This window comes from Brevundimonas sp. (genome assembly GCF_027487935.1).
GTDB lineage: Bacteria > Pseudomonadota > Alphaproteobacteria > Caulobacterales > Caulobacteraceae > Brevundimonas.
On sequence record NZ_JAIYCP010000024.1, the window covers coordinates 21300 to 45569 of the forward strand.

Annotated in this window: 23 protein-coding genes; 13 read left to right on the top strand and 10 right to left on the bottom strand. The window is 67.7% G+C overall.

The features are described 5' to 3' along the window. Positions 1-2: 2 nt before the first annotated feature. A complete protein-coding gene (locus Q0053_RS09345) occupies positions 3-605 on the bottom strand; it encodes a nitroreductase (protein ID WP_298099204.1) in 603 nt (200 codons plus the stop codon). 46 nt (positions 606-651) lie between these two features. Here Q0053_RS09345 and Q0053_RS09350 point away from each other — a divergent pair, with 46 nt between their 5' ends. The 3 genes from Q0053_RS09350 to Q0053_RS09360 all read left to right on the top strand — a co-directional run bounded on the left by Q0053_RS09350 (position 652) and on the right by Q0053_RS09360 (position 2419). Continuing rightward, positions 652-1302 carry an NUDIX domain-containing protein gene (locus tag Q0053_RS09350; protein ID WP_298099207.1) on the top strand — a complete coding sequence of 217 codons (651 nt, stop codon included), beginning with the start codon at positions 652-654 and terminating at the stop codon, positions 1300-1302. A gap of 20 nt (positions 1303-1322) precedes the next feature. After that, the gene (gene cysE / locus Q0053_RS09355; protein WP_298099209.1) at positions 1323-2144 is read left to right on the top strand and encodes a serine O-acetyltransferase; all 822 of its coding nucleotides are present in this window, start codon (positions 1323-1325) and stop codon (positions 2142-2144) included. A gap of 62 nt (positions 2145-2206) precedes the next feature. Next, positions 2207-2419, top strand: a complete 213-nt coding sequence (locus tag Q0053_RS09360; protein ID WP_055832479.1) for a DUF3126 family protein — start codon at positions 2207-2209, stop codon at positions 2417-2419. Between the two features lie 78 nt (positions 2420-2497). Here the strand turns inward: Q0053_RS09360 and Q0053_RS09365 are convergent, their stop codons facing one another. After that, positions 2498-3061, bottom strand: coding sequence for a hypothetical protein (locus Q0053_RS09365; RefSeq protein WP_298099211.1), 564 nt, complete (start codon positions 3059-3061; stop codon positions 2498-2500). A 94-nt stretch (positions 3062-3155) separates the two neighbouring features. Between Q0053_RS09365 and Q0053_RS09370 the strand changes: the two genes are divergently transcribed. The 3 genes from Q0053_RS09370 (at position 3156) to Q0053_RS09380 (ending at position 6978) form a co-directional block, all read left to right on the top strand. After that, complete coding sequence (locus tag Q0053_RS09370) at positions 3156-4025, top strand: 50S ribosomal protein L11 methyltransferase (RefSeq protein ID WP_298099214.1); 870 nt, start codon at positions 3156-3158, stop codon at positions 4023-4025. Between the two features lie 93 nt (positions 4026-4118). Continuing rightward, positions 4119-5930 carry an aminopeptidase P family protein gene (locus Q0053_RS09375; RefSeq protein ID WP_298099217.1) on the top strand — a complete coding sequence of 604 codons (1812 nt, stop codon included), beginning with the start codon at positions 4119-4121 and terminating at the stop codon, positions 5928-5930. Between the two features lie 58 nt (positions 5931-5988). Continuing rightward, positions 5989-6978 carry an aldo/keto reductase gene (locus tag Q0053_RS09380; RefSeq protein WP_298099220.1) on the top strand — a complete coding sequence of 330 codons (990 nt, stop codon included), beginning with the start codon at positions 5989-5991 and terminating at the stop codon, positions 6976-6978. On the opposite strand, the gene ligA is transcribed toward Q0053_RS09380, so the two are convergent. Continuing rightward, positions 6975-9314: an NAD-dependent DNA ligase LigA gene (gene ligA, locus Q0053_RS09385; RefSeq protein WP_298099224.1), complete on the bottom strand. Its 2340-nt coding sequence runs from the start codon at positions 9312-9314 to the stop codon at positions 6975-6977. The genes Q0053_RS09380 and ligA overlap by 4 nt on opposite strands. 159 nt (positions 9315-9473) lie before the next feature. Here ligA and Q0053_RS09390 point away from each other — a divergent pair, with 159 nt between their 5' ends. From Q0053_RS09390 to Q0053_RS09400, 3 genes are all read left to right on the top strand, one after another. After that, complete coding sequence (locus Q0053_RS09390) at positions 9474-10454, top strand: M28 family peptidase (protein WP_298099227.1); 981 nt, start codon at positions 9474-9476, stop codon at positions 10452-10454. 96 nt (positions 10455-10550) lie between these two features. Further along, a complete protein-coding gene (locus tag Q0053_RS09395; protein WP_298099230.1) occupies positions 10551-11183 on the top strand; it encodes an isoprenylcysteine carboxylmethyltransferase family protein in 633 nt (210 codons plus the stop codon). Positions 11184-11243: 60 nt separating this feature from the next. Continuing rightward, entirely contained in the window at positions 11244-11789 is a 546-nt protein-coding gene (locus Q0053_RS09400) for a hypothetical protein (protein ID WP_298099232.1), read from the top strand. Between the two features lie 7 nt (positions 11790-11796). On the opposite strand, the gene Q0053_RS09405 is transcribed toward Q0053_RS09400, so the two are convergent. From Q0053_RS09405 to Q0053_RS09415, 3 genes are all read right to left on the bottom strand, one after another. Continuing rightward, positions 11797-13305, bottom strand: coding sequence for a Ppx/GppA phosphatase family protein (locus Q0053_RS09405; RefSeq protein WP_298099235.1), 1509 nt, complete (start codon positions 13303-13305; stop codon positions 11797-11799). Continuing rightward, positions 13305-15527, bottom strand: coding sequence for an RNA degradosome polyphosphate kinase (locus Q0053_RS09410; RefSeq protein ID WP_298099238.1), 2223 nt, complete (start codon positions 15525-15527; stop codon positions 13305-13307). Before Q0053_RS09410 ends, Q0053_RS09405 begins: the two co-directional genes overlap by 1 nt. A 103-nt stretch (positions 15528-15630) precedes the next feature. Then, positions 15631-16647, bottom strand: a complete 1017-nt coding sequence (locus Q0053_RS09415; protein ID WP_298099241.1) for an RcnB family protein — start codon at positions 16645-16647, stop codon at positions 15631-15633. A 391-nt stretch (positions 16648-17038) separates the two neighbouring features. On the opposite strand from Q0053_RS09415, the gene Q0053_RS09420 reads away from it, so the two are divergent. Next, a complete protein-coding gene (locus Q0053_RS09420) occupies positions 17039-17341 on the top strand; it encodes a sel1 repeat family protein (protein WP_298099244.1) in 303 nt (100 codons plus the stop codon). A 27-nt stretch (positions 17342-17368) separates the two neighbouring features. Here Q0053_RS09420 and Q0053_RS09425 read toward each other — a convergent pair whose 3' ends face one another. Both Q0053_RS09425 and Q0053_RS09430 read right to left on the bottom strand, forming a co-directional pair. After that, positions 17369-18037 (bottom strand): heme-binding protein, encoded by a 669-nt coding sequence (locus Q0053_RS09425; protein ID WP_298099246.1) that lies wholly within the window; start codon positions 18035-18037, stop codon positions 17369-17371. A gap of 119 nt (positions 18038-18156) precedes the next feature. Next, the gene (locus tag Q0053_RS09430; protein ID WP_298099249.1) at positions 18157-18993 is read right to left on the bottom strand and encodes an enoyl-CoA hydratase-related protein; all 837 of its coding nucleotides are present in this window, start codon (positions 18991-18993) and stop codon (positions 18157-18159) included. An 80-nt stretch (positions 18994-19073) separates the two neighbouring features. On the opposite strand from Q0053_RS09430, the gene Q0053_RS09435 reads away from it, so the two are divergent. After that, positions 19074-19931: an NAD(P)-dependent oxidoreductase gene (locus tag Q0053_RS09435; RefSeq protein WP_298099252.1), complete on the top strand. Its 858-nt coding sequence runs from the start codon at positions 19074-19076 to the stop codon at positions 19929-19931. A gap of 116 nt (positions 19932-20047) precedes the next feature. Here Q0053_RS09435 and Q0053_RS09440 read toward each other — a convergent pair whose 3' ends face one another. Continuing rightward, positions 20048-21010 carry a hypothetical protein gene (locus Q0053_RS09440; protein ID WP_298099255.1) on the bottom strand — a complete coding sequence of 321 codons (963 nt, stop codon included), beginning with the start codon at positions 21008-21010 and terminating at the stop codon, positions 20048-20050. Between the two features lie 135 nt (positions 21011-21145). Beyond that, positions 21146-21925, bottom strand: coding sequence for a polysaccharide biosynthesis/export family protein (locus Q0053_RS09445; protein WP_298099258.1), 780 nt, complete (start codon positions 21923-21925; stop codon positions 21146-21148). 123 nt (positions 21926-22048) lie between these two features. On the opposite strand from Q0053_RS09445, the gene Q0053_RS09450 reads away from it, so the two are divergent. Together Q0053_RS09450 and Q0053_RS09455 are read left to right on the top strand one after the other, a co-directional pair. Beyond that, positions 22049-23491, top strand: coding sequence for a chain-length determining protein (locus Q0053_RS09450; RefSeq protein WP_298099260.1), 1443 nt, complete (start codon positions 22049-22051; stop codon positions 23489-23491). Positions 23492-23539: 48 nt separating this feature from the next. Further along, on the top strand, positions 23540-24241 hold the full coding sequence (locus Q0053_RS09455) for a hfsB (protein WP_298099263.1): 702 nt from the start codon (positions 23540-23542) through the stop codon (positions 24239-24241). Positions 24242-24270 lie beyond the last annotated feature (29 nt).

Sequence of the window (24270 nt, forward strand, 5' to 3'; positions counted from 1 at the left end):
CCTCAGTCGCGCCAGGTCGTCTTCGCCGCGACATCCGGACGGGGGCGTTCCAGCGGCGGCTCGGCCAGGGTTCCGATATGGATGAAGCCCGCGACCCGCTCGCCCGCGCCGACACCGAACAGGGCCAGGGCCTCCGGGTCATAGCTGTACCAGTCGGTGATCCAGCTGGCGGCATAGCCCAGCGCATTGGCCGCGTGTTCCAGGTTCATGCAGACGGCGCCGGCGGAGAGCTGCTGCTCCCATTCCGGCACCTTGTGGCCGATGACGGGGGCGGAGAGCACCAGAAGGGTCAGGGGCGGGGCGGTCAGTTTGGACAGGACCTTGGCGGCCTTGCCCGGATCGGACTGCCGGGCGGCCAGCGGGGTCAGGGCGGCGGCGAGGGCGGCGCGGCTCTGTGGGCCCAGGACCACGAACCGCCAGGGAAACAGCTTGCCATGGTCCGGCGTGCGGGCGCCGAGCAGCAGGATGCGCTCGATCTCCGCCCGGGTCGGGCCGGGCGCGGCCAGCGACTGGGCCGATGCCGAACGGCGCCGCGCGAGGCGGTCCTGCATTTCGGCGGACGGAACGGGCAGGGGGAGGGCGGCTCCCAGATCGGCGTCGGTCATGGGCCAGACCTAGTCGCGCGCGGGCCGGTGCGCCATACCCGGGGCCATGAGCGACTCTCACAAAGCCTTCGACGAAGACCGCCCGCTGCCCGGGTGGGACGACGGGACCGACCGGCCGCCGCCGTGGCGGGACGCGGGTTCGAGCGTGATGTTCGAAAACCCCTGGCTGCAGATGACCCGGCACGACGCGACCGCGCCGACCGGCGTCAAGGCGGACTATGTGGTGATGCGGCCGCGCAACCTGTCGGTCGGGGTGCTGCCGGTGCATGCGGACGGCACGGTGACCCTGGTGGGCCAGCAGCGGTTCGCCCTGATGAACTGGTCGTGGGAAATGCCCGAGGGCGGGGCGCCGTTCGACGAGGATCCGGTCGAGGGCGCGCGCCGGGAGCTGGCCGAGGAGGCCGGGCTGGCGGCGGCGCACTGGCGGCCGGCCTACAAGGCCGAGATGAGCAATTCCGTCACCGACGAGCGGGCCATGGCCTGGATCGTCTGGGGTCTGGCCCCCGTGCCGGTTGCGCCGGATCCGACCGAGATCATCCGCGTCGTCCGCGTGCCGTTCGGCGATCTGCTGCGCGAGATCGGAACCGGGGCGATCCGGGACATGTTCACCCTGGCGACGGCATTGCGGGCCTACCATATGGCGCGCGAAGGCGAACTGCCGCCCGAACTGGCGAAGGCCATGCTGTCGGGCGTATGATCCGGTCGAAGGAGCCCTCAATGCCGAAGCTCGAAATCGTCTCACGACGCCCCGACGGCTGGTCCCACCTGCGCGCCTCCGCCGAGGCTGCGACCCGGGACGAGCCGCATCTGGCGTCCCAGATGAGCGCGGTCATCCTCGCCCACGCGGATCTGGCCAGCGCCCTCAGCTTCCAGATCGGGCGCAAGCTGGGCGACAGCGAACTGGGACCGATGAGCGTGCGCGAGGTCTGCCGCGACGCCTTCGCCGCCGACCCGTCCATTGTCGCCGCCGCCGAGGCCGATCTGCAGGCCGTGGCCGAGCGCGATCCGGCGATCAAGACGCTGTTGCAGCCCTTCCTCTATTTCAAGGGATTCCAGGCGCTGCAGGCCTGGCGGGTGTCGCACTGGCTCTGGACCCAGGGCCGCGAGACCCTGGCCTTCCACTTCCAGAGCCGCATCTCCGAACTGTTCCAGGTCGACATCCATCCGGCGGCGAAGCTGGGGTCGGGCCTGTTCCTCGATCATGGCACCGGCATCGTCATCGGCGAGACGGCGGTGGTCGGCGATGAGGTGTCGATGCTGCATGCCGTGACCCTGGGCGGCACCGGTGCCGAGCGCGGCGACCGGCATCCCAAGATCGGCAAGGGCGTGCTGCTGGGTGCCGGGGCCAAGGTGCTGGGCAACATCACCGTCGGTGACTACGCCAAGGTGGCCTCGGGCTCGGTCGTGCTGAAAGACGTGCCCGCCGGCTGCACCGTCGCCGGCGTGCCCGCGCGGCTGGTCAACTGTCCGACCGACGCGACCCCGGCGCGGACGATGGACCATACGCTGGCCGACATGGTCTATGACTTCGTCATCTGACCTTCCCCTCGCGGACGGCTTTCTCTAGGGTCCGCGCGAAATTCGAGAACAAGGGCTTACCCATGAACACCGCCGACATGAAGCGCGTCGAGACGCACCTGAAGCGCACCTTCAACACCGGCGGCATCATTCTGAAGCCGCGCGGCAAGCCCAATGACTCCTGCGAGGTCTATGTGGGTGACGAGTTCATCGGCGTCGTCTTCGAGGACGAGGACGAGGCCGGCAGCTTCATGTTCGAGATGGCCATTCTCGCGGAAGACCTGCCGCAGGACTGATCGGTCCGGCGCGCGCCGCGCACGAAAAAGCGCCGGTGGAGCGATCCACCGGCGCTTCGTCGTTTCAGGTCGTGACGCCTACTTCGTGCCGAAGATGAACCGGCCGAGCGCGGCGAAGAAGCCCTTGCTCTCGGCAGGCTTGGCAGCGGCCGGAGTGGGCACCGGTGCGGGCGCCGGGGCCGCAGCCGGAGCGGCGGGCTTCGGAGCCGGGGCCGGAGCGGCGGCGGCCGGTTTGGCGGCCGGCTTTGCAGCGGCCTTCGGCGCGGCCTTGGCGGCGGGTTTCTTCACGGCCGGCTTGGCGGCGGGCTTGGCAGCAGCTTTGGGAGCAGCCTTGGCCGCGGGCTTGGCGGCGGCCTTCGGCGCAGGCTTGGCGACCGGTTTGGCAGCGGGCTTGGCAGCCGGTTTCGCGGCAGCCTTCGGAGCAGCCTTCGGAGCAGCCTTCGGAGCAGCCTTGACCGCGGCGGGCTTGGCTGCGGCCTTCGGCGCGGCCGGCTTGGCAGCGGGCTTAGCGGCGGGCTTTGCAGCCGGTTTTGCAGCGGCTTTCGGCGCGGCGCTCGACTTTGCCGCCGGTTTCGGCTTGGAAGCAGCGGGCGCTGCTTTCGGTTTGGCAGCCGCCTTAGGCTTGGATGGTGCTTTGGCCATGAATTCCCCGACCCCTCGGTTCGATTGGTTGATGCCGGCACCCGTGAGAACACCAGCGCCTGCCTTGATTCGCAATGATAGCGGTGTTTGAGAAATGTCCGAGTCCGCAGTGCAAATAATCGCGCGGGGGCCGCGCGCCGTCGCCGAGGCCGCCGCCGTGTCGCTGGATTCCGATCCGCTGCTGGAGGGCGCGACCTATTCCATTCTCGAGGAAGACGAGGACAAGGGCATCTGGCGCATCGACGCCTTTCCCAATGACGCCGACGACGCGCGCGGCATCGAGGCGCGGCTGAAGGCGCACGACGGTCTGACCGTGAAGGTGGAGAAACTGGCCGACGCCGACTGGCTGGCCATGTCCCTGTCGGGCCTGCCGCCGGTCCGTGCCGGCCGGTTCTTCGTCTATGGTGCCCATGACGAGGGGATCGTTCCGAGCAACACCGTCAAGCTGAAGATCGATGCCGGCGCCGCCTTCGGCACGGGCCACCACGGCACCACGGTCGGCTGTCTGGTCGCCTTCGACGAACTGCTGAAGAAGGAGCGGTTCGAGCGCGTGCTCGACGTCGGCTGCGGCACGGGCGTGCTGGCTATCGCCGCGGCGAAGACGGGATCGAAGGTCGCGGTCGGCACCGACATCGACCAGCCCTCGGTGCGGATCGCGAACGAGAACGCCAAACTGAACATGGCCGACGCCCGCTTCGTCCACGCCTTCGGCCTCAACGACCGCAAGGTCCGCCAGCACGGCCCCTATGATCTGGTCTTCGCCAACATCCTGGCCCCGCCGCTGGTCTCGCTGTCGCAGGACATCAAGAATGCGCTGAGCCTCGGCGGGGTGGCCATCCTGTCGGGCCTGCTGCGCACCCAGGAGCGGCGCGTGTCGGCGGCCTATCTGTCGCGCGGCTTCGTGCTCGAGCGGCGGATCCACCGGGATGCCTGGAGCGCGCTGGTGCTGAGGCGGGTAGGGTAGGGCCACGCAACGCAGTCTCCCTCCTCATGAAGGGGAGGGAGAACACGACAGCGACCCTCCCCATGACGGGGAGGGAAATGCTATGCCTCACCCATGCGCCAGTCCTTCGATGAAACCACCGATCCGTCCTTCGGGGCCAGACACCTTCCCCGCGTCCGCGCCAGGATGGCCGAGCAGGGGCTCGACGGGCTGCTGGTCCCGCATGAGGACGAGCATCAGAACGAATATCTGCCGGCCGCCAACGACCGGCTGGCATGGCTGAGCGGCTTTACCGGCTCGGCCGGGGCGGGCGTGGTGATGACGGACCGGGCGGCGGTGTTCGCCGACGGCCGCTATACCGTGCAGGTCCGGGCCCAGGTCGATGCGGCGCAGTTCGAGATCCTCGACCTCGTGGAGGGCGGCGTGCCGGCCTATCTGGAGCGCGCGCCCAGGGGTTCGGTGATCGGCTATGATCCGCGTCTGCACAGTCCGGATGCGCTCGCCACGCTGAAACGCGCGGCGAAGAAGGCCGGGGCGGAGATGCGGCCGGTCGATCCGAACCCGCTCGATCTGGCCTGGGCCGACGAACGCCCGGAGCAGCCGACCGCACCGGTGGTGCCGCACGAGGACCGCTACAGCGGTGAAACCAGCGTCTCCAAACGCGCGCGCATCGGCGAGGCCGTGGCGAAGGCCGGGGCCGAGGCGGCGGTGCTGACGGCACCGGCCTCGCTAGCCTGGCTGTTCAACATCCGCGGCGGCGACGTGATCCGGACCCCCCTGCCGCTGGGGCAGGCGGTGGTGAGGGCCGACGGCACGGCCCAGCTGTTCCTCGATCCGCGCAAGGTGACCAATGAACTGCCCGGCTGGCTGGGCGATGCGGTGACTCTGGAGGCTCCGGCTGCCCTGGACGCTGCGCTGGACGCCCTCTCGGGCCAGAAGGTGCTGGTCGATCCGGGCCAGTCGTCGGCCTGGTATTTCGACCGGCTGGAGGCTGCGGGCGCGACCGTGGTGCGCGGCATGGACCCCTGCACCCTGCCGCGGGCCTGCAAGAATCCGGTCGAGATCGAGGGCACGCGTCAGGCCCATATCCGCGACGGCGCGGCCCTGACCCGCTTCCTGCACTGGGTCGATACGGTGGGGCAGGCGACCCTGCCGGACGAGCGCCAGATCGCCGAGGCGCTGGAGGGGTTCCGCGAGGCCACCGGGGCGCTGAAGGACTTGTCGTTCGACACCATTGCGGGCTGTGGGCCCAACGGCGCCCTGCCGCACTACAAGCCGGTGACCCGCACCATCCGCCGGATGGAGAAGGGCAGTCTGCTGCTGGTGGATGGCGGCGGCCAGTATCTGGACGGCACGACCGATGTCACCCGCACCATGGCCGTGGGTGAGCCGACGGCGGACCAGCGGCGCATGTTCACCCTGGTGCTCAAGGGCCATATCGCCATGGCCGTGGTGCGCTTCCCCGTCGGCACGACCGGGTCCCAGCTGGATGCCATGGCGCGCCTGCCGCTGTGGATGGCCGGCCATGACTATGACCACGGCACCGGCCATGGCGTCGGTAGCTATCTGGGCGTCCACGAAGGCCCGCAGCGCATCGCCAAGGCCGGCAACACCCAGCCCCTGCTGACCGGGATGATCCTGTCCAACGAGCCCGGCTACTATCGCGAAGGCCACTGGGGCATCCGCATCGAGACCCTGCAGGTGGTCATGCCACCGACGCCGATCCCCGGTGGCGAGCGCCCGATGCACGGGTTCGAACAGCTGACGCTCGCGCCGCTGGACCGCAGGCTGATCGACGTCGAACTGCTGACGTCGGAGGAGCGCGCCTATGTCGACGCCTACCATGCCGAGGTGCTGGCCAAGGTCGGGCCGCTGCTGGACGGCGAGGTGCTGGACTGGCTGAAGGCGCAGGCCGCGCCGCTCTGACCTTGCGCAAGGCGGTCGGGGCCCCGACCTCAGCCCATCTACTGACAGGAATACGCCCATGAAAACCCGTCGTCTCGGCAAGGCCGGCCCCGAAGTCTCGGCCATCGGCCTCGGCTGTATGGGTATGGCGGCCTTCTATGGTCAGGGTCTTGAAGAGGCCCAGGCGACAACGGTGATCCACCGTGCGCTGGAACTGGGTGTCACCTTCCTCGACACCGCCGAGATGTACGGCCCGCACACCAATGAGATCCAGATCGGCAAGGCGCTGGCCGACCGGCGGGACAAGGCCTTTGTCGCGACCAAATTCGGCATCGGCTACAATGCCGAGCGCACCGCCCTGACCGTTGACGGCTCGCCGGCCAATGTGCGCCGGGCCATCGAGGGCAGCCTGAAGCGGCTGGGGATGGACCACGTTGATCTCTACTATCTGCACCGCGTCGATGCGAACACGCCGATCGAGGAGACGGTCGGGGCGATGGGCGAGCTGGTGAAGGAGGGCAAGGTGCGCTTCCTCGGCCTGTCCGAGGCCTCGCCGGCGACCCTGCGCCGGGGCCATGCCGAACACCCGATCACCGCCCTGCAGACCGAATATTCGCTCTGGAGCCGCGAGCCCGAGGACGAACTGTTCGCCACCTGTGACGAACTGGGCATCGGCTTCGTGCCCTACAGTCCGCTGGGCCGGGGCTTTCTGTCGGGCGAGATCAAGTCGATCGAGGATCTGGCCGAGGGTGATTTCCGGCGCTCCAACCCGCGTTTCATGGGCGAGAATTTCCAGAAGAACATCGACCTGGTCCACGCCGTCGCGGCCATTGCGGCGGACAAGGGCGTGACGGCGGCGCAGCTGGCCCTGGCCTGGGTGCTGGCACAGGGCGAGACACTGGTGCCGATCCCCGGTACGCGCCGCATCCGGACGCTGGAAGAGAATGCCGCGGCCGCCGATCTGGTGCTGACGCCCGACGACCTGGCGCGGATCGAGGCGGTGTTCCCCAAGGGCTCCGCGTCCGGGCACCGCTATGCCGAGGCGGCGCGAGGGTCGCTGAACCGCTAACCGCCGATCAGGGCCAGCCACTCGTCCTCGGTCAGGACCGTGACGCCGTGTTTGAGTGCATCGGCCATCTTGGAGCCGGCGCCCGGGCCGGCGACCAGATAGTCGGTCTTCTTCGAGACGGAGCCGGACACCTTGGCCCCGAGCGCCTCGGCGCGGGCCTTGGCCTCGTCGCGGGTGAAGCGTTCGAGGGCTCCGGTGAAGACCACGGTCCTGCCGGCGACCGGGGTGTCGGTCTTCGGTTTCTCGGCATCCTCGATCCGCGACATCTCGGCGACGAGGGCGTCGACCATGGCGCGGTTGTGGGTCTCGCGGAAGAACAGGGCCAGCGCCCGGGCGGCGACCGGGCCGACGCCGGACACGCCGGCGATCTGGCCGAGGCCTTCGGACGGGCCTTCGTCGCGGGCGATAGCGGCCAGCCGGACCAGTCCGGCCCAGTCGTCGGCCAGGGTTGCGAGACCGCGGCGGGCGGGGGCGGCGAGGCTTGGGAAGGCGAGGGCGATCTTCTGGTCGATGGGGGCCTCGGGCCACGGATCCCCGGCGGGCGGTGAAGCCTCGGCGAGGGTGGCGACCACGCGCGGCGACACGGCCGGGGCCTCGTTCAGCCGGACCCAGTCCTCGCTCGGGATGCCGTCGGCGGCGGCGAGACAGGCGGCCTCGAAGGCGGGCCAGGTCTCGAAGGCGCGGGCGAGGACGATGGAGGTCTGCTCACCGATGTCGCGCACGCCGAGGCCATAGATGAACCGGTCGAGGCTGATGGTGCGGCGGGCGTCGATGCCGGCGACCAGATTGCCGACGCTGGTCTCGCCATAGCCGTCCTCGGCGCGCAGGGCATCGAGCTTTTCCGCATCGCGGGCGAGGCGGAAGATGTCGGCGGGTTGGCTGATCCAGCCGCGTTCATGAAAGGCGCCCAGCTGTTTCTCACCCAGACCCTCGATGTCGAAGGCCCGCCGGCTGCAGAAATGCTTGAGGTGTTCGATGCGCTGGAACGGGCAGGCCAGTTCGCCGGTGCAGCGGCGCACCACGCTCTCGATGCCGGACGCATTGGTTTCCTTCACCAGCGCCGTCTTCAGCGGGCAGGCGCAGAGGTGAGGGAAGGCCCAGGGCCGGCCCCGGTCCGGGCGGTCGGCGTCGACCACGCCGAGGATCTGGGGAATGACGTCACCCGCGCGCTGCAGGGTGACGGTGTCGCCGAGGCGGACGTCGAGGCGGGCGATCTCATCGGCGTTGTGCAGGGTGGCATTGCGCACCACCACGCCGCCGACGGTGACGGGATGCAGCCGAGCGACGGGTGTGTGCGACCCCGTCCGCCCCACCTGGATGTCGATCCCTTCCAGCACCGTCGTCGCCTGCTGGGCCGGGAATTTGTGGGCGATGGCCCAGCGCGGGGTGCGGGCGACAAAGCCGAGGCGGGCCTGCCAGTCCAGCCGGTCGACCTTGTAGACCACGCCGTCGATGTCATAGCCGAGGCCTGCCCGGTCGCGTTCGAGTTCGGCGTAGAGGGTTTGCAGCCCGGCGGCGTCCGCGACCTTGCGGGACCGGACGTTGACCTGAAAGCCCCAGTTTTCCAATGCCGTGAGGGCGTCGGCTTGCGTTTCAGCAAAGGCGGCCGAGGTCTCGCCCCAGGCATAGGCGAAGAACCGCAGGGGCCGTTTGGCCGTGATCGCCGGGTCCTTCTGGCGCAGGGAGCCGGCGGCGAAATTGCGCGGATTGGCATAGGTGCGCTGGCCCTCCGCCTCGGCCGCGGCATTGAAGGCGTCGAAGGCGTCGTTGGGGGCATAGACCTCGCCGCGGACCTCGATGACCTCGGGCCAGCCGCTACCGGACAGGGTCTGCGGAATGTCGGCGATGGTGCGAAGATTGGCCGTCACATCCTCGCCGGTCCGGCCGTCGCCGCGCGTGGCGCCGGTGACCAGCACGCCGTGCTCATAGCGCAGGCTGGCGGAGAGGCCGTCGATCTTGGGCTCGCCGACAAAGGCCACGACTTCATCGACCGGCAGTTTGAGGAAGCGGCGGATGCGGGCGACGAAGTCGGTCACCTCTTCCGTCGAAAAGGCGTTGTCGAGCGACAGCATGGGCACGCCGTGGCGGACCGGGGCGAACTGGCTGGAGGCGGCGGCCCCGACCACCTGCGAGGGCGAGGCCGGGCTGGTCAGGTCGGGGAACAGGTCCTCGATCTCAAGGGCCCGCCGCTTGAGGGCGTCATAGTCCGCGTCGGAGATCTCGGGAGAATCGTCGGCATGGTAGAGGGCGTCGTGGCGGGCCAGGTCGGCCGTCAGGCGGTCGAGTTCCTCGCGCGCGGCGGACTCGGTCAGCTGGTCGACGGGGATGTCGGACATGAAGGGCTCGCCGGAGGGAATCTGGCGGTTGTTCTAGCATCGCCCGGCCGGGTTTCGAGGCCTGCTGTCGGATGGCTGTCACAGAATCCCGTATCACAGCGAGTCATGCTGACACCGTGCCGTCGCTCCGCTAGCGTCTGCCGATTCCCTGGAGTTCCCATGCGTCACGCCCGTCTTCTCGCCCTGTCGACCGCCCTCGGCGGGGCCCTGCTGCTTTCGGCCTGCGGCAGTCTGTTCGGGTCGGAGGCGTCACCGCCGGCTGCAACGGTCGCGCCGGCACCTTCGGCGATGCATGTCCAGTTGCTGGAGGATGTGCGAATCCTCTCCACCGACGCCATGCAGGGTCGCGACACCGGCGCGCCGGGCGGGGAGATGGCGCGCAACTATATCGTCGGCCGGCTGGACGGGCTGGGCGTCGTCGCCCCGCCGATGGGCCGGCTGCAGCCCTGGGAAATGCAGGGCCGCACCCGCGCCGGGCCCCGGACCTTCAATGGCGTCAATATCATCGGATTGATCCCGGGCACCCGGGTGACCGACCGCTACATCGTCGTGACCGCCCACTATGACCATGTCGGCGTCAATGCCGAGGGTCAGGTGTTCAACGGGGCCGATGACAACGCCTCGGGCGTCGCCACCATGCTGGCGCTGGCGGCCGATCTGAAGCGTCAGGCCCCGGAGCACAGCGTGCTGATCGTGGCCCTCGACGGCGAGGAGCGCGGGCTTCTGGGCGCCCGGCATTTTGTCGAGGCCCCGCCGATGCCGCTCGAAGCGATCACCATGAACCTGAATTTCGACATGACGGCGCGGGCCGAGACCGACGGCAAGCTGTGGGTTACGGGCACCTACCAGCACCCGAACTTCCGGCCGATCCTGGAAGGCATTCCGGCCAATGGGGCGGTCGCCCTGGCCTTCGGCAAGGACACGCCGCAGGACACCGGCGAGGACAATTGGGTCGAGGCCTCGGACCATGCAGCCTTCTACCGGGCCCAGGTGCCGTTCCTTTATCTGGGTGTGAACTACCATCCCGACTACCATCGGCCGTCGGATGATTTCGAGAAGATCACGCCCTCGGTCTTCATCAGTGCGACCGAACTTTCGATCGCGGCCTTCAGGGCTCTGGACCGCAGCCTGGATCGCTAGAATCTGATCCTGTCGGCGGCGCGACTGCCGGTCGCACAAATCCTGCTTGAATTTGTCACGTTTCGGTCGTCTGGTCCGGCGCAGGGAGGCGACTTCATGACGGCCACAGACCGACCGAACCTGGACCTTGCGACGGTCCAGCGAATCCGCAAGCTCGCCGTCCTTCTGGCCCTTGTGGGGCTCGTGGGTCTGGCATCGGTCACCCAATCCATCGGCGGCGTCGACAGTGACTGGCACGAGCACGTGGAGTCCGTCGGCCTTGTCGCCATGGTCTTCTCGATCGTCGGCCGGGCCTGGTGCTCGCTGTATATCGGGGGCCGCAAGAAGGCCGAGATCGTCGACCGCGGGCCCTATTCCATCACCCGCAACCCCCTCTATGTCTTCAGCTTCATCGGGGCCTTCGGGATCGGGGCGCAGAGTGGCAGTGTCACCATCGGCCTCGGCTTCGTCCTTGCCGCCATGGCGGTCTTCTACATGACGGTCCGGCGTGAGGAGGCTTTTCTCGAGCAGGAGTTCGGGGCCGTCTATGCCGCCTACAAGGCCCGCACACCGCGTTTCTGGCCGCGCCCCTCGCTCTGGCGCGATGAAGAGCTGCTGACCATCCGGCCGGACCTGTTTCTGACGACGATCCGCGACGGACTGATGTTCCTGGTGGCCATACCGGTGTTCGAGCTGGTCGACTTCGGCCAGATGTCGGGATGGCTGCACGTCGTCGCCAACCTGCCCTGACGGTGGACAGCCGCACCGCGGCGTGATGCGGTCGAAGGCCCGGCTTCAATGAGGATGGCCATGAGACGTTTGATCGGCCTTTCGCTGGGCCTGCTGCTGCTTGCATCCTGTGACCGGTCTCAAGGTCCGGCTGAAGCGCCACCTGCCGCTGCCGCCTTCCGTCACAGTATGACCTCTGACCTCTCCGGCTACTACAGGCCGGCAGAGGAGGTGCGGGTCGGTAAATCGTCGCTGGACCACGTCTTCATCGGTCAGGCCGCGGAGTTCCGGGGCTGGGAAGCCGGCGGCCGGAGCGGGACGTTCGGCCCGGTCATGCTGCAGTTCGAAGACGCGACCAGCCCGATGGTCCAGACGGAGACCGGCGAGTCGCGCAGCCTCTCCGCCCGGGTCCTGCCGACGGCCTATTCGGTGTCTGATACCGCGATCCGTTTCCGGGGGCGGTCGGCGGAGCTGGGTCTGGTCCGGTTCGAGGGCGTGCTGGATCCGGGCGCCCTGGCGACCGCGCGCCGCAACCTCGGTGATGAGGGCGTTGTGCTGACGGGCCGGCTGACGGTGGGCGACGCTCCGGCGCAGACCGTGCGGCTGCGCTGGTGGGGCGGCGACTGACCGCCGCTCAATCGCCCGAGCGGATGTCCAGCTTCAGACCCATGGCCTCGGCCAGGGCCTTGCCGCGGCGTCGGGTCTGCTCGCCCAGCAGGACATCGGCATAGCCGTCGCCGGCGCTCAGGATCAGGGCTCCGGCGCTGACCCGTGCACGGGCATTGACCAGCAGCTGGGGCGAACGGCCGGAGAGATCGCAGGCCAGCCTGATGGCGAGACCGAGTATCCGGGCCCCCTGCCGCTGCTCCTCATTCAGGAGACGGGCCACGGTCCTGGGCTCCGGTGTCGCGCCGCCGCCGCCGTAGCGGGCGTTGACCGCAGCGGCCAGATAGGCGCGTTCGGCATGGTTCTGGCCCGGAATCGGCGCGCGCAGGACCTGATCGAACGCCAGCTCGACCCGGTGATCGGGGTGCAGCCGGGCCCCGAGGTCCGCAAGGCGGCAGGCGGCATCGGCCAGCAGGCCATCGCGGTCGCGACCGAACACCGGCGGCAGGGCCGCCAGCAGCGGCGTGATCCAGCCCAGAAGCGTGCCCGGCAGAGCCGGCGAAATGCCCTGACGGGCGCCGAGCGCCGAACACCCGGCCAGCAGCGGGTCGATCGCGGCGACCTCGGGCTCCAGCGCTTCGTAAAGCAGGCCCTCTCGTACGCCCCAGGCCGACAGGACGATCCGTTTCAACTCCAGTCGCTCGATCAACCCCTCGAGAACGAGGGCTGCGTAGGGAAGGGTATCGGCGCGCTTGCGCGACAGACCCGGCCATTTCTCGAGCGAAGCCTTCGATGACCGGGCAATGAGTCGGGCCGTATCCATCAGGTCGGCCGCGTCTATCTCGTACTGATGCACAACACGCAGCGGATAGCCGGTGATCTCCATATGCACCTGGGCGAGGGTCCGCCAGGCACCGCCGACGGCATAAAGGGTGTCGGCCCGCGCGTCGCCTACGGGCTGCAACCGCCCGGCGATGGTCTCGCGCAGCCGGTCCGGATCGAAGCCGTTCGCATCCGCCAGGGCAAAGGGGCCGAGCGGGAGGGTGACGCCACGGGCCGGCCGGCCTTCGGCGAGCCGCACAAGTTCGAGGCTGGATCCCCCCAGATCCCCGACCATCCCGTCGGCGCAGGGAATGCCCGCGACGACCCCGAGGGCGGCGTAGCGCGCTTCTTCCTCGCCGGACAGGACCCGGATCTTCAGCCCGGTGGCGGCGGCGACGCGGTCGCAGAAGGTCTGGCCATCCGCAGCGTCGCGCACGGCAGCGGTGGCGGCGACGAAGGTGTGGGCGGGCTGAACGCCCTCGATCACGGCCGCAAACCGCTTGAGGGCCGTCAGGGCCTGGGCCGAACCCTCCACTGACAGGCGTCCGGTTTCAGCCAGGTCGCGTCCGAGGCCTGCCAGCACCTTCTCGTTGAACACGGTCCAGATGGCGCGGCCTTCCAGCCGGTAAAGCACCAGGCGCACCGAGTTCGAGCCGATGTCGATGGCGGCGACGTCGCGAGGCGCGCCGATCGCCGATAGCAGGGCTTCGGGCATCAGCGCTTCTTTCGGGAGGGCTCGTAGCTGAGTTGCCCGGGCAGGGTCTTCACCTTGCGGCCCCGGCCCGACAGGCTGGGGTTGGTCATGAAATAGTTGTGTGCGGAGAAGGGCCGTTCGGGATCGACGGCGGCGACCCGATGGTAGGTTCCGTCGGCCGCCAGCGCCCAACTCTGGGCATCGTCCTTGAGGTTGGCCACCATGATCTGGTCGAGCACCTGGTCATGCACCGTGGCGTTCAGCACCGGGGTCATCAGCTCGACCCGCCGGTCCAGGTTCCGGTTCATCCAGTCGGCGGACGAAATGTACAGTGTCGCCTTGTCGTGTGGCAGCTCGCGTCCATTGGCGAAGGCGACGATCCGGCTGTGCTCCAGGAAGCGGCCGACGATGGATTTGACGCGGATGTTCTCTGAAAGACCCGGCACGCCGGGACGCAGGCAACAGATGCCGCGGATGACCAGCTCGATCCGGACGCCGGACTGACTGGCGCGGTAAAGGGCGTCGATGACCCGGGGATCGACCAGGGAGTTCATCTTGGCCCAGATGGCCGCCGGCTTGCCCTTGGCTGCGGCCGCCATCTCCTTGCCGATCAGGTCGATCAGCGTGGTCTTCATGTTCAGAGGGGAGACCACCAGCGCTTCGAGTTCGTCGGGCTGGGCATAGCCGGTGATGTAGTTGAACACCCGTGAGGCGTCGCGGGCCAGCATGGGCTCGCAGCTGAACAGGCTCAGGTCCGTGTAAACCCGCGCGGTCACGGGATGGTAGTTGCCGGTGCCGAAATGGCAGTAGGTCCTCAGCGCATTCCCCTCGCGGCGCACGACGACGCTGAGCTTGGCGTGGGTCTTCCATTCGACAAAGCCGAAGACGACATGGACCCCGGCCCGCTCCATGGCCCGGGCCCAGCGCAGATTGGCTTCCTCGTCGAACCGCGCCTTGATCTCGACCAGGGCGGTGACGTTCTTGCCGTTCTCGGCCGCCTCGATCAGGGCCGCGACGATCGGACTGTCCTTGGACGTCCGGTACAGCGTCTGTTTGATCGCGATCACATTCGGGTCGCGGGCCGCCTGACGCAGGAACTGGACCACCACATCGAAGCTCTCGAACGGGTGGTGGATGAGCATGTCCTTCTCGCGGACCGCCGCAAAGATGTCGCCGCCGTTGTCGCGGACCCGCTCGGGATAGCGCGGCTCATAGCCCTTGAACTTCAGGTCGGGATGGCCCGAAGGGATCAGGTCCGCGACCTGGGCCAGACCCAGCATGCCGTCGACCAGCACGATGTCCTGGGGCGCGGCGTCGAGCTCATTGGTGATGAATCTGCGCAGATCTTCGGGCATCGAGGCCTCGATCTTGATCCGCACGACCGAGCCGAGACGACGCTGTTTCAACGCCTCCTCGAACTCCATGACCAGATCCTCGGCCTCCTCCTCGATCTCGATGTCCGAGTCGCGGATCAGGCGGAAGACGCCGCGTTCCAGCACATCGCAACCGGGGAAGAGGTGGTCGATGAAGAGCATGAGCAGGCTCTCCAGCGTCAGATAGCGTTTGCGACCGGGGGTCGAGCGGCCGTCTGTCGCCAGCGGCCAGAACCGTTTCACCTGGGTCGGGACGGGCACCAGGGCATAGAGGGTGCGGTTATCCGACCGCCGCTTCAGCTTCAGCGCCAGGGAGAAGCCGAGGTTGGGCAGGAAGGGGAAGGGGTGGGCCGGATCGATCGCCATGGGCGTCAGCACGGCGAACAGCTGGTCCAGGAACTCCGGCTCCAGCCGTTCGCGCTCGGTCTTGGTGATCCGGGCGGCATCGACGACCTCGATGCCGACGCCTTTCAGCTCCGTGCGCAGTTTGCGCCAGCGGCGCTGCTGCTCGGCCATCAGGGTTCCGGCCGCAAGATTGACCTTGTACAGCTGCTCCGCCGGGGTCAGGCCGTCGGCGGACAGGACGCGCACGCGCTCACGCACCTGGCCTTTGAGGCCGGCGACGCGGGTCATGTAGAATTCGTCGAGGTTGTTGGCCGAGATCGACAGGAAGCGCAGCCGCTCCAGCAGCGGATGGGCCGGATTGGCCGCCTCCTCCAGCACCCGGCCGTTGAAGGCCAGCCAGGAGAGTTCGCGGTTGAAGAACCGGGTCGGCGAGCCCATCAGGGCCGTCGACAGCGCCAGTTGGGGCGCGCGCGAGGAAGGGACCTCCTCGCCGGTGGTTGAGTCGCTGATCGCCGCATCGCTCATGTTGCCGGTTCTGGCCCGGCGCGGCGATGGCCGCAACCATGCTGACAACGGAAAACGCCGTCCGACCCCGGGGTCGGACGGCGTTGCCGGCGATTTGTGCGGCTTACCAGCGCCAGGCGTCGAAGATGACGTCGATGATGTAGCCGTCGTACTGGTCGATCAGATAGATGTGGTTGTCGACCAGCACCCAGCGCGTGCCCGCCGGCGGATAGCCGAGGCCATAGGTGCGCCAGTCGTCCAGCTGATAGCGCCAGAAGATCGACGGCAGGTAGTCACCGACGTAGTAGCGCTGGCCCCAATAGTTGCGGGGTACGCTGTAGTAGCCGTAGCCCGGCGCGAAATAGAAGCCGATGCGCAGGCCGGTGTATCCGCGGAACCGACGGTCATTGCGCCACCAGTCGCCGCGGTGGCTGCGGTTCCAGTTGCGCCGCCACTGGTCGCTGTTGAAGCGGTTGCGGAACTCCCGATACTCGCGGCGGTCCTCCCTGCGATCCCAACGGTCGTCCCGGCGATCATCCCGACGGTCCCAGCGGTCATCCCGGCGGTCATCGCGACGGTCGTCGCGGCGATCCCGGGGGTCCCGGGGGTCCTGCGGCCGGTCAGGCCTGTCGGGCGAGCCGCCGCCGCCGGTATTGGGCCGGTCGGGACGATCGGGCCGATCGGGACGGCCGCCGCCGCCACCGCCGACGTTGCCGCCACCGCCGCCTGTGCCGGGATTGGGCCGGTCGGGACGGTCGGGACGGTCAGGACGATCGGGCCGGTCCGGTCTGTCAGGACGATCAGGCCGGTCCGGTCTGTCAGGCTGGCCACCGCCACCGCCCCCACCGCCGCCCAGCAGTCCGGGGCCGGTCGGCCGCTCAGGACGGCCGCCGCCGCCACCGCCGCGGTCACCGCCACCGCGGTCACCGCCACCGCGGTCACCGCCGCCGCCTTCACTGGAGGGCCGGTCCGGCGTGCTGGGGCGGTCGGGGCCCGTTTCGCGGGATTCATCACCGTTCTGGCGGGCAGCGCCGCGGCGACCCCCGTCCCGTTCTCCGTCCTGGGCCAGGGCGGTCAAGGGGGCCATGGCCGGTACGGCAAAAGCGGCAACGGCTGCGGCGACCATCAATGAGCGTTTCATTTTCATACTTCCTTGCAAGCCCCTGTCAGACGGCTTGAGGGGAGGGTCGCGTCTTGATGATGAACCGTGACTGAATGGATCAAGGCACTATCTGGGCCGAACGCCAATTCCGTGCGGCGGCGCGCCGGGTGTTGTCCGGTCAGCGAGCGCGGTAATCCTTTTTAATCTTGTCGGTTATGTTCCGTTAGGGTTCCAGTCACCTGCGGTTAGCAGGTATGAATCAGGGATTTCAGAACTATTTCAGAGGTCTGAACAGGTGCGGAGTATTCGGTAGAACTGTACTGAAAAGGCCTCAAATGGCCCTTGCTGTTAACTTTACCTTCAAACCGCGGGTATTTGATCGCGTCTCAGAGGACGGGGCCAGAACGGCACCGGTTCGGGAGATACGGTGATGAACGCGCAAGAAATGGCGCCCAAGGCCAACGAAGAGCAGGGTCTGCCCCTGCCGACCGCCGACATGAGCGGTGATGATCTTTTCCGGCTGGGCATGATGTATTCGAGCGGCCAGGGCGGTTGCCCGATGGACCGGGTCTCGGCCCATATGATCTTCAACCTCGCGGCCATGAAGGGCTCGATCGAAGCGCGCGTCTATCGCCGCGAGATGAGCCAGGAAATGGAGCAGGATGAGATCGCCGAGGCCCAGAAGGCGGCTCGCCGCTGGATCGATGCGGGCGTGGTCCGTCTCGCCGCCTGACGCCCCGACGACATCAGCCGCCGGGCCTCAGGGCTGGCGGCGGATGACCCGCACGGCGACCTCATTGCGTCGCGCGGGCGGCAGGGTCCACGGCGGATCATAGAACCACACGACAGGGTCACCCTGGCTGACCCAGCCGCTGCCCGTCAGACCGGCCTCCAGCTCAGCCTGTTTGCTGGCCACCGTCTGTGCCGAGCCGAGGCCGCTGAAACGCAGGACGGCATAGGTTTCGGCCGGAACCACGGTCAGGACGACCGCAGGGTCCCGCGGAACCGGCAGCGTTTCCATTGTATATTCTGCAGGCATGAAGAACTGGATCATCCACCGGTCCTGCCCGGCACCGCCCTGGGCGACGGGGGCGGTCATGGCGATGCTCTGCGACCGGCCTGACCCTGCGTCAGAGCCCTGGGCCACCGGAGCCGTCATGGCGATGCTGGTCCGTGCCGCATTGCCACCGAAGATATAGCCGGCCAGCCGCTGGAAGCCGCGGTTGCGCGCCGCCTCGTTGGAGCCGGTGACCATGGTTTCGGCCGCGATCCGCTCCCCATAGGTCCGGATCTGGATGTCGCCGATCCGGGCGACTTCGGTAAAGGCGGGCTCCTCGGTGCCGGAACGGACACCCACGGTCGAACAGGCGGTGGTCAACAGGGCCGCAGCCACGGCGACAAGTTTCGATTTCATGGTCTTGCGGTCCATCGTGGATTGTCAGGTCTTGGCCAGCGGAAGCCGGCTGCGGCGTCTTTCGTTCCATTCATGGGCCAAAGTCGTCGCCGCGCCCAGACCCATTGTGTCACAGCCGAACCGGGGCCGGAGGGTCAGTCTGCCGCCGTGCCGAAGCCGGTATGGGGTGCGAGCGGGGCGAATTCGGCGGGGGTCCGCGTCATCCGGCCCTGGATGGCGGCCAGGATGTCCGCCGTATTCCAGATCGATCCCTGCATCAGCGCGGCCCACTCCAACCCCTCGGCGACCGTGTGGTCCCGCGCATAGGTGACCGCAGCCTTTGAGCCCGCGATCGCCAACGGGGCCTTGGCGGCGATGGCCTGGGCCATCTCCAGGGCGGCAGCCACCAAAGCCCCGGCGTCCGGCAGCACCGCATTGACGAAGCCCAGTCGCTCGGCCCGGTCCGCCGTCAGGGAGCTGCCCAGATAGGCCAGTTCGCGGACCACGGCCTCGGGCAGGACATAGGGCAGCCGCTGCAGGCTGCCGACGTCGGCCATCATGCCGATATTGATTTCCTCGATCCGGAAATACGCCCCCGTCGCCGCCAGCCGCAGATCACAGGCGGCGACGAGGTCGAGGCCGGCCCCGACGCAGGCGCCCTGGACAGCCGCAATGACCGGAAACCGCACCCGCTCGATCATGGTCAGGGTTTCCTGCAGCTCACGCGCGGCCTGATGGAAGGCCTGCCGCTCCGCTGCCGTGTCCGTCTTCAGAATGGCCCCGCCCGAGAAGACGGAGATGTCCATGCCCGCGCAGAAATTGCGGCCCTCGCCGGAGATGACCAGGGCGCGGACCTCGCCCGTCGCATCCAGCGCCCTCAGGGCCGGCCCGAAATCCCGCCAGAACGACAGGTCCAGGGCGTTGGAGGCCTCGGGCCGCGACAGCTTCAGATGGGCGACGGCACCGTCGCGGGTGATCTCGAAGGCCGACATGGGTCTTTCGCTCCTGTGCGGAATCTGCGTCATTGGCGTTCGAAGCGTTTTCTATTGAAACCAACCGGGAGCCAAGCCTCATGTCACTTCAGGGCAAGACGCTGTTCATCACAGGGGCCAGCCGTGGCATCGGACTGGCCATTGGCCTGAGGGCGGCGCGCGACGGGGCCAATGTGGTCATCGCCGCCAAGACCGCCGAGGCGCACAAACACCTGCCGGGCACCATCTATTCCGCCGCCTCGGAGATCGAGGCCGCCGGGGGGCAGGCCCTGCCGCTGACCGTCGACGTGCGCGACGAGGCCTCGGTGATGGCGGCGGTCGAGGCGGCGGTGGCGCGCTTCGGCGGCATCGACATCTGCGTCAACAATGCCTCGGCCATCCAGCTGACCGGCACCCTGGCCACGGACATGAAACGCTATGACCTGATGCACCAGGTCAATGCCCGCGGGACCTTTCTGGTATCCAGGGCCTGTATCCCGCACCTGAAAAAGGCAGCGAACCCGCATATTCTGGCCCTGTCGCCGCCCCTGGACCTGTCGCCCCACTGGTTCGGCCCGCATGTGGCCTACACCATGGCCAAATACGGCATGAGCCTGGCCATGCTGGGCATGGCGGAAGAGTTCCGGGAGGACGGCATTGCCTGCAACGGCCTCTGGCCCCGCACCGGCATCGCCACCGCGGCCATCGAATTCGCCCTGACCGGCAAGGAGGGCCTGGCCTATTGCCGCACGCCCGAGATCATGGCCGACGCCGCCCACGCCATCTTCACCAGCCCGTCGCGCGAGCTGACCGGCCGGTTCCTGATCGATGACAGCTTCCTGTACGAGCGCGGCGAGCGGGATTTCGATAAGTACAGTGTCGAGCCCGGAAAGACCCTGATGCCGGACTTCTTCGTCCCGGCGGACAGCGTGCCGCCGCCGGGGGTTACTGTGGGGTGAGGGGGGGCATGCTTGCCGCGACACTCCGCCGGGGTCAAATGCATTTGACTACCGAAAGGATGCGCACGCCCCAGAGTCAACCAAGACCAGATTTGCCTTGATCAGACCGCCTGCCTCTATTGCGGCCTCTGCCCTGCAGTTTGAGCCTGACGCGCCTGAATCTCTCCCTCGAGTTCACGCAAATCATGCTCGCGTTGCTCTCTCCGTCGATCACTGTACGAAGAACCTGATTGATCTGAAGGGGCCGCGTACCTGATCGGTGCGCATGTGCCCTGGAAGTCCCAATACTCGATACACTCTACGGTCGAGCCGCGGATACGGGCGCTGGCCCAACCTTGGCTCCCGCCGTTGTAGGTGTAGCTTCCCCTGACGATGGTCACGTCATTGGATGGGGATGGCAGAGTGACCACGTCATACAGTTCGCCTTGATCGAGTCTGTTCATAAACCAGAATTGCGAGTCCTGATTGATGGCCTGGGCCAGCAAGGTGCTCTGGGCCCGGGTTGCTCTCGGGCGGGACCGAATGAAGGCTTCGGCCTCTTGCTGCTGCTGAATCAGTTGGGCCTGATAGGCTGCGCGCTGCCGTTCAGTTTCAATGCGAGCGATTTCTTCTTGTCTTTGTTGCTCCAATACATCAACCGCATTTGTACGGCGCGTATTGAGGGTCATGGCCAAAGAGCCCGAAGAGTCTGTGTTTGTCTGATTGTATTCAAATGAATCGAACGTACAAACAGCGCGAAGTCGCAGCCCGTTGTTGTCCGTTATGTCACATATATTTCCCGTTCGTGTTCCCTGAAACGTTGTTGTCCCACCGCCGGATTGAGGACTGTTAAGGGTCAGGGAATCTGAACCAGAAACAGAGTTTCCGTTGTAAGTCACATTAACGCGGTAAGCGCCCGATACAGGAATAGCCCTGCCGTCATTTGCAGTGAACCTGCCCTGCATTTGACCGTCGTATGTTATGCGGACGTGGCCGCCCTGCGCAAAAACAGAACTAACGTCAGTGACTTGGGCATAAGAAAAGGAATGGAAGGTCGTTGCGAACAAAAATGTCGAGACGAAACAGAACCACTTTTTCATGTCGAATGCTCTTGCGGCGTCACAAAACACGGATTTTCAAGCTATCGCCCGCGCGTGATGTTTTTATGTCGATCGTCTGGACCCTCGCGCCCGGAGCGGAAGGACCTGGAGCCCAGACTTTGTCAGCCTTGCCGTTCAGAACGACTGATACTGCCCGCCGATCGCATAGCTGAACCCGACCGGCAGGGCGTTGCGGAACAGGGTGACGAAATTGGCGACCTCGCCCAGGGTCGAGCGCGGCACAAAGATGATGTCGCCGCGTCTCAGGGCGATGACCTCGCCGCGCCGGGGCCGCAGGTCGATCGCCCGCATCATGCGCACGCCGCCCGGCCCGCGCCGGATCAGGGCCACTTCACCCTGTCTGGCGGTCGGGAGGAAGCCGCCCGCCTGGATGACGGCCTGATACGCGTCGATATCGCCGGCCATGTCGAAGACGCCGGGTGTCCGCACCTCACCGTCGACCCACACCTTCAGCGGTCCAGCCGTCTTCAGGGTGACTTCCACGATGGGGCGGCGCAGCTGGCTGGCGAAGGCGTCTGAAGCATCGCGCTCGACCTCGGCGATGGTCCGGTCCGCCGCCATGATCTGGCCGACGAGGGGCAGGGAGATGCGACCGTCGGGGCCGATCCGTTGGGTCCTTGTCAGCTCGGCGGCTGTCGGGGTTGCGATCTCGATCTCGTCGCCGGGATAGAGGACGTATTCCGGCTCCGTCTCGGTCCAGTCGGCAAAGCCGATCTCGGGGAAGGCGGTCCGGCCGGCATTCCGGATCCGGTTCGCATCGCCGCCGCGCGCGCGGGGCAGGGGCATGCGCGAGCCATAGTCGTCCCCGCCCAGTCCCCGCCCGCCGGCACAGCCGCTGACCATCGCGCCGACGCCGGCCAGGCCAAGCAGCAACAGACGACGGTCGATGGACATGGGGACTCACTCCGCGATTTCAGCGTCGGGTGCAGGGTCGGCGGTTATGGGTAACCAGTGGTTAACGCCGCTGCCCCAAGTCTGTCGGCTCACGTCCAGTTCGATGGAATCATTCTGCCCCTCATGCGCACGTCGGCCTACACGACTGTCCGCCCGCGCTACGGCTTCTTCGATGTCGTCGGCCTGCTGTTCCGTGAATCCCTGCTGATGATCGTGATCTTCGGGGTCGTTGTCGCCATCGGTACGGCGGCGGTGCTGACGCTGAAGAAAACCTACACCGCCACGGCCAGCGTCTATGCCGGTGCGGGGCAGGAGTATGTCTATCAGTCCCGGGTCGGTGCCATCGACCCCAGCCAGCCGCTGGAAGCCGACGCCGTGGCCGGGTCGGAGGCGACCATTCTGGGCAGTCTCGAAGTCAAGCGCCGCGCCGTCCGCGCCGTTGGTGCCGATACGGTGCTGGGCCCGCGCGCGACCGGCACGCCGGCGGAAAAGGAAGCCGCAGCGCTCAGGGCGCTGGACGCCAACCTCGGGGTCGGGGTCACGCCGGGCAGTGCGATCATCGCCGTGTCCTACAAGGCCGATGATCCTGTCCGGGCCGCACAGGTTCTGAACGCCGTCGTCGATCAGTATCTGGTCCGGCGCCGACAGATCTTCCAGGGCTCGACCCCACCGGCCTATGCGGCCCAACGGGTTGCGTTCGAGGACGATCTGGCCACCGCCGACGAGGCCTACAGCGCCTTCCTCGCCTCCAACGACATCGGCGACTTCGCCACCTTCAAGGCCAGCCTCGCGGCCAACTATCAGACCACCCAGGCCGATGCCCTGTCTCTGCGCGCCCAGCTGAATCAGGCGACCCAGCGGCTGGCGACCCTTGAGGTCCAGCTGGCGGAGCAGCCGGCCGAGGTGGTGCTGCAGCAGGACCTGAACATATCGGCCCAGGACCAGATCCTGCAGCTGCGCACCCAGCGCGAGGCCCTGCTGTCGCGCTATACGCCCGAGGCCCAGCCCGTGCGCGACATCGATCAGCAGATCGCCGACCTGCAGGCCTATGTCGCCACCGGCACCACGGTTGGGCCCAAGGAGGTCCGCACCGGCCCCAGCACCATCTTCACCGAGATCGAGACCGCCCGGATCACCGCCGCCGCCGACCGCGACGGCCTGGCGGCCCGGCTGGCCGTGGCCGAAGGCCAGCTGAGCCAGTTGCGCTCGCGTCTGGCCGAGATGACCCGGCTGGAATCGACCAATGCCAATCTGTCCGGCAACCGCGAGGTCCTGACGACGCTGGTCCGTGACTTCCAGCAGCGCGAGAGCGCCGCCCGCGCCGACAGCGCCCTGGTCGCCGCCGGAGCTGACAACGTCAATGTCATCGAGCGCGCCGAGGCCCCGACGAAGGGAACCAGTCTCAAGGCGCCGTTGCTGGCGGCAGTTCTCCTGTTTGCCGCCTTTACCGCCCTCTGCGCCGGCCTGCTGCGCGTGTTCACGCGGCGGGGCTACGTGACCCCGGCCTCGACCGGCCGGACACTCGAAATGCCGGTCCTCGCGGTCGCGCCTGTGAAGGCTCCATGACCCGGCCCGTGCTAGCGTGTGGCCGGTATCCGGGCGCATAGCGATTCGATGGTCGATCTGACATCCGAAATGGCGGCTCTCTGGGCCGCTCTGGGACCGGTGCCGGGTCATCGCGGCCGCGTGGTCCAGATCGCCGCCGCCGGCTCGGGCGAGGGCGTGTCTACGGTCGCGCGCGAATACGCCCGGTTGGCGGCCGTGCGCGCCCGCCGTCCCGTCTGGCTGATCGACGCCGATCTGGCCCGGCAGGGTCAGATGGATGCGGTCGCCGCCCAGCCTCAGCGGTTCGGCAGTCTGGGCAAGGCCGCCATCGCCACGCCTGACGGTTCGATCTTCTTTGCCGTCACGCCGCGCATCATGGACCGGGCCGGCAAGCCCGTGCATCCGGCGCGGCTGATGACCGCCCGGCCCTGTCTCGGCGGGCGGCTCTGGGTGACCCGGTTTGCGGCCGAGCACCTGCGTTCGGGGCAGCGGGCCGAGGCGGTCAGCGACGCCCGCTACTGGGACGCGCTGCGCAAACATGCCGATACGGTGGTGATCGACGCCCCCGCCGCCGACCGCAGCGACACGGCCATCACCCTGGCACCCTATGTCGATGCGACCGTCCTGGTCGTGGCGGCCGAGCGCGGGGCGGCCAGCGAGCCGCTGATGCTGCGCGACGAGATCGAGGCGGTGGACGGCCGGATCGCGGGGGTGGTGGTCAATCGCTCGACCTACAATCCGCCGGCGTTTCTGAAACGGCTGACCGGTTGATGCCTTTCTGAGGGCCCGGGTTCGTTGTG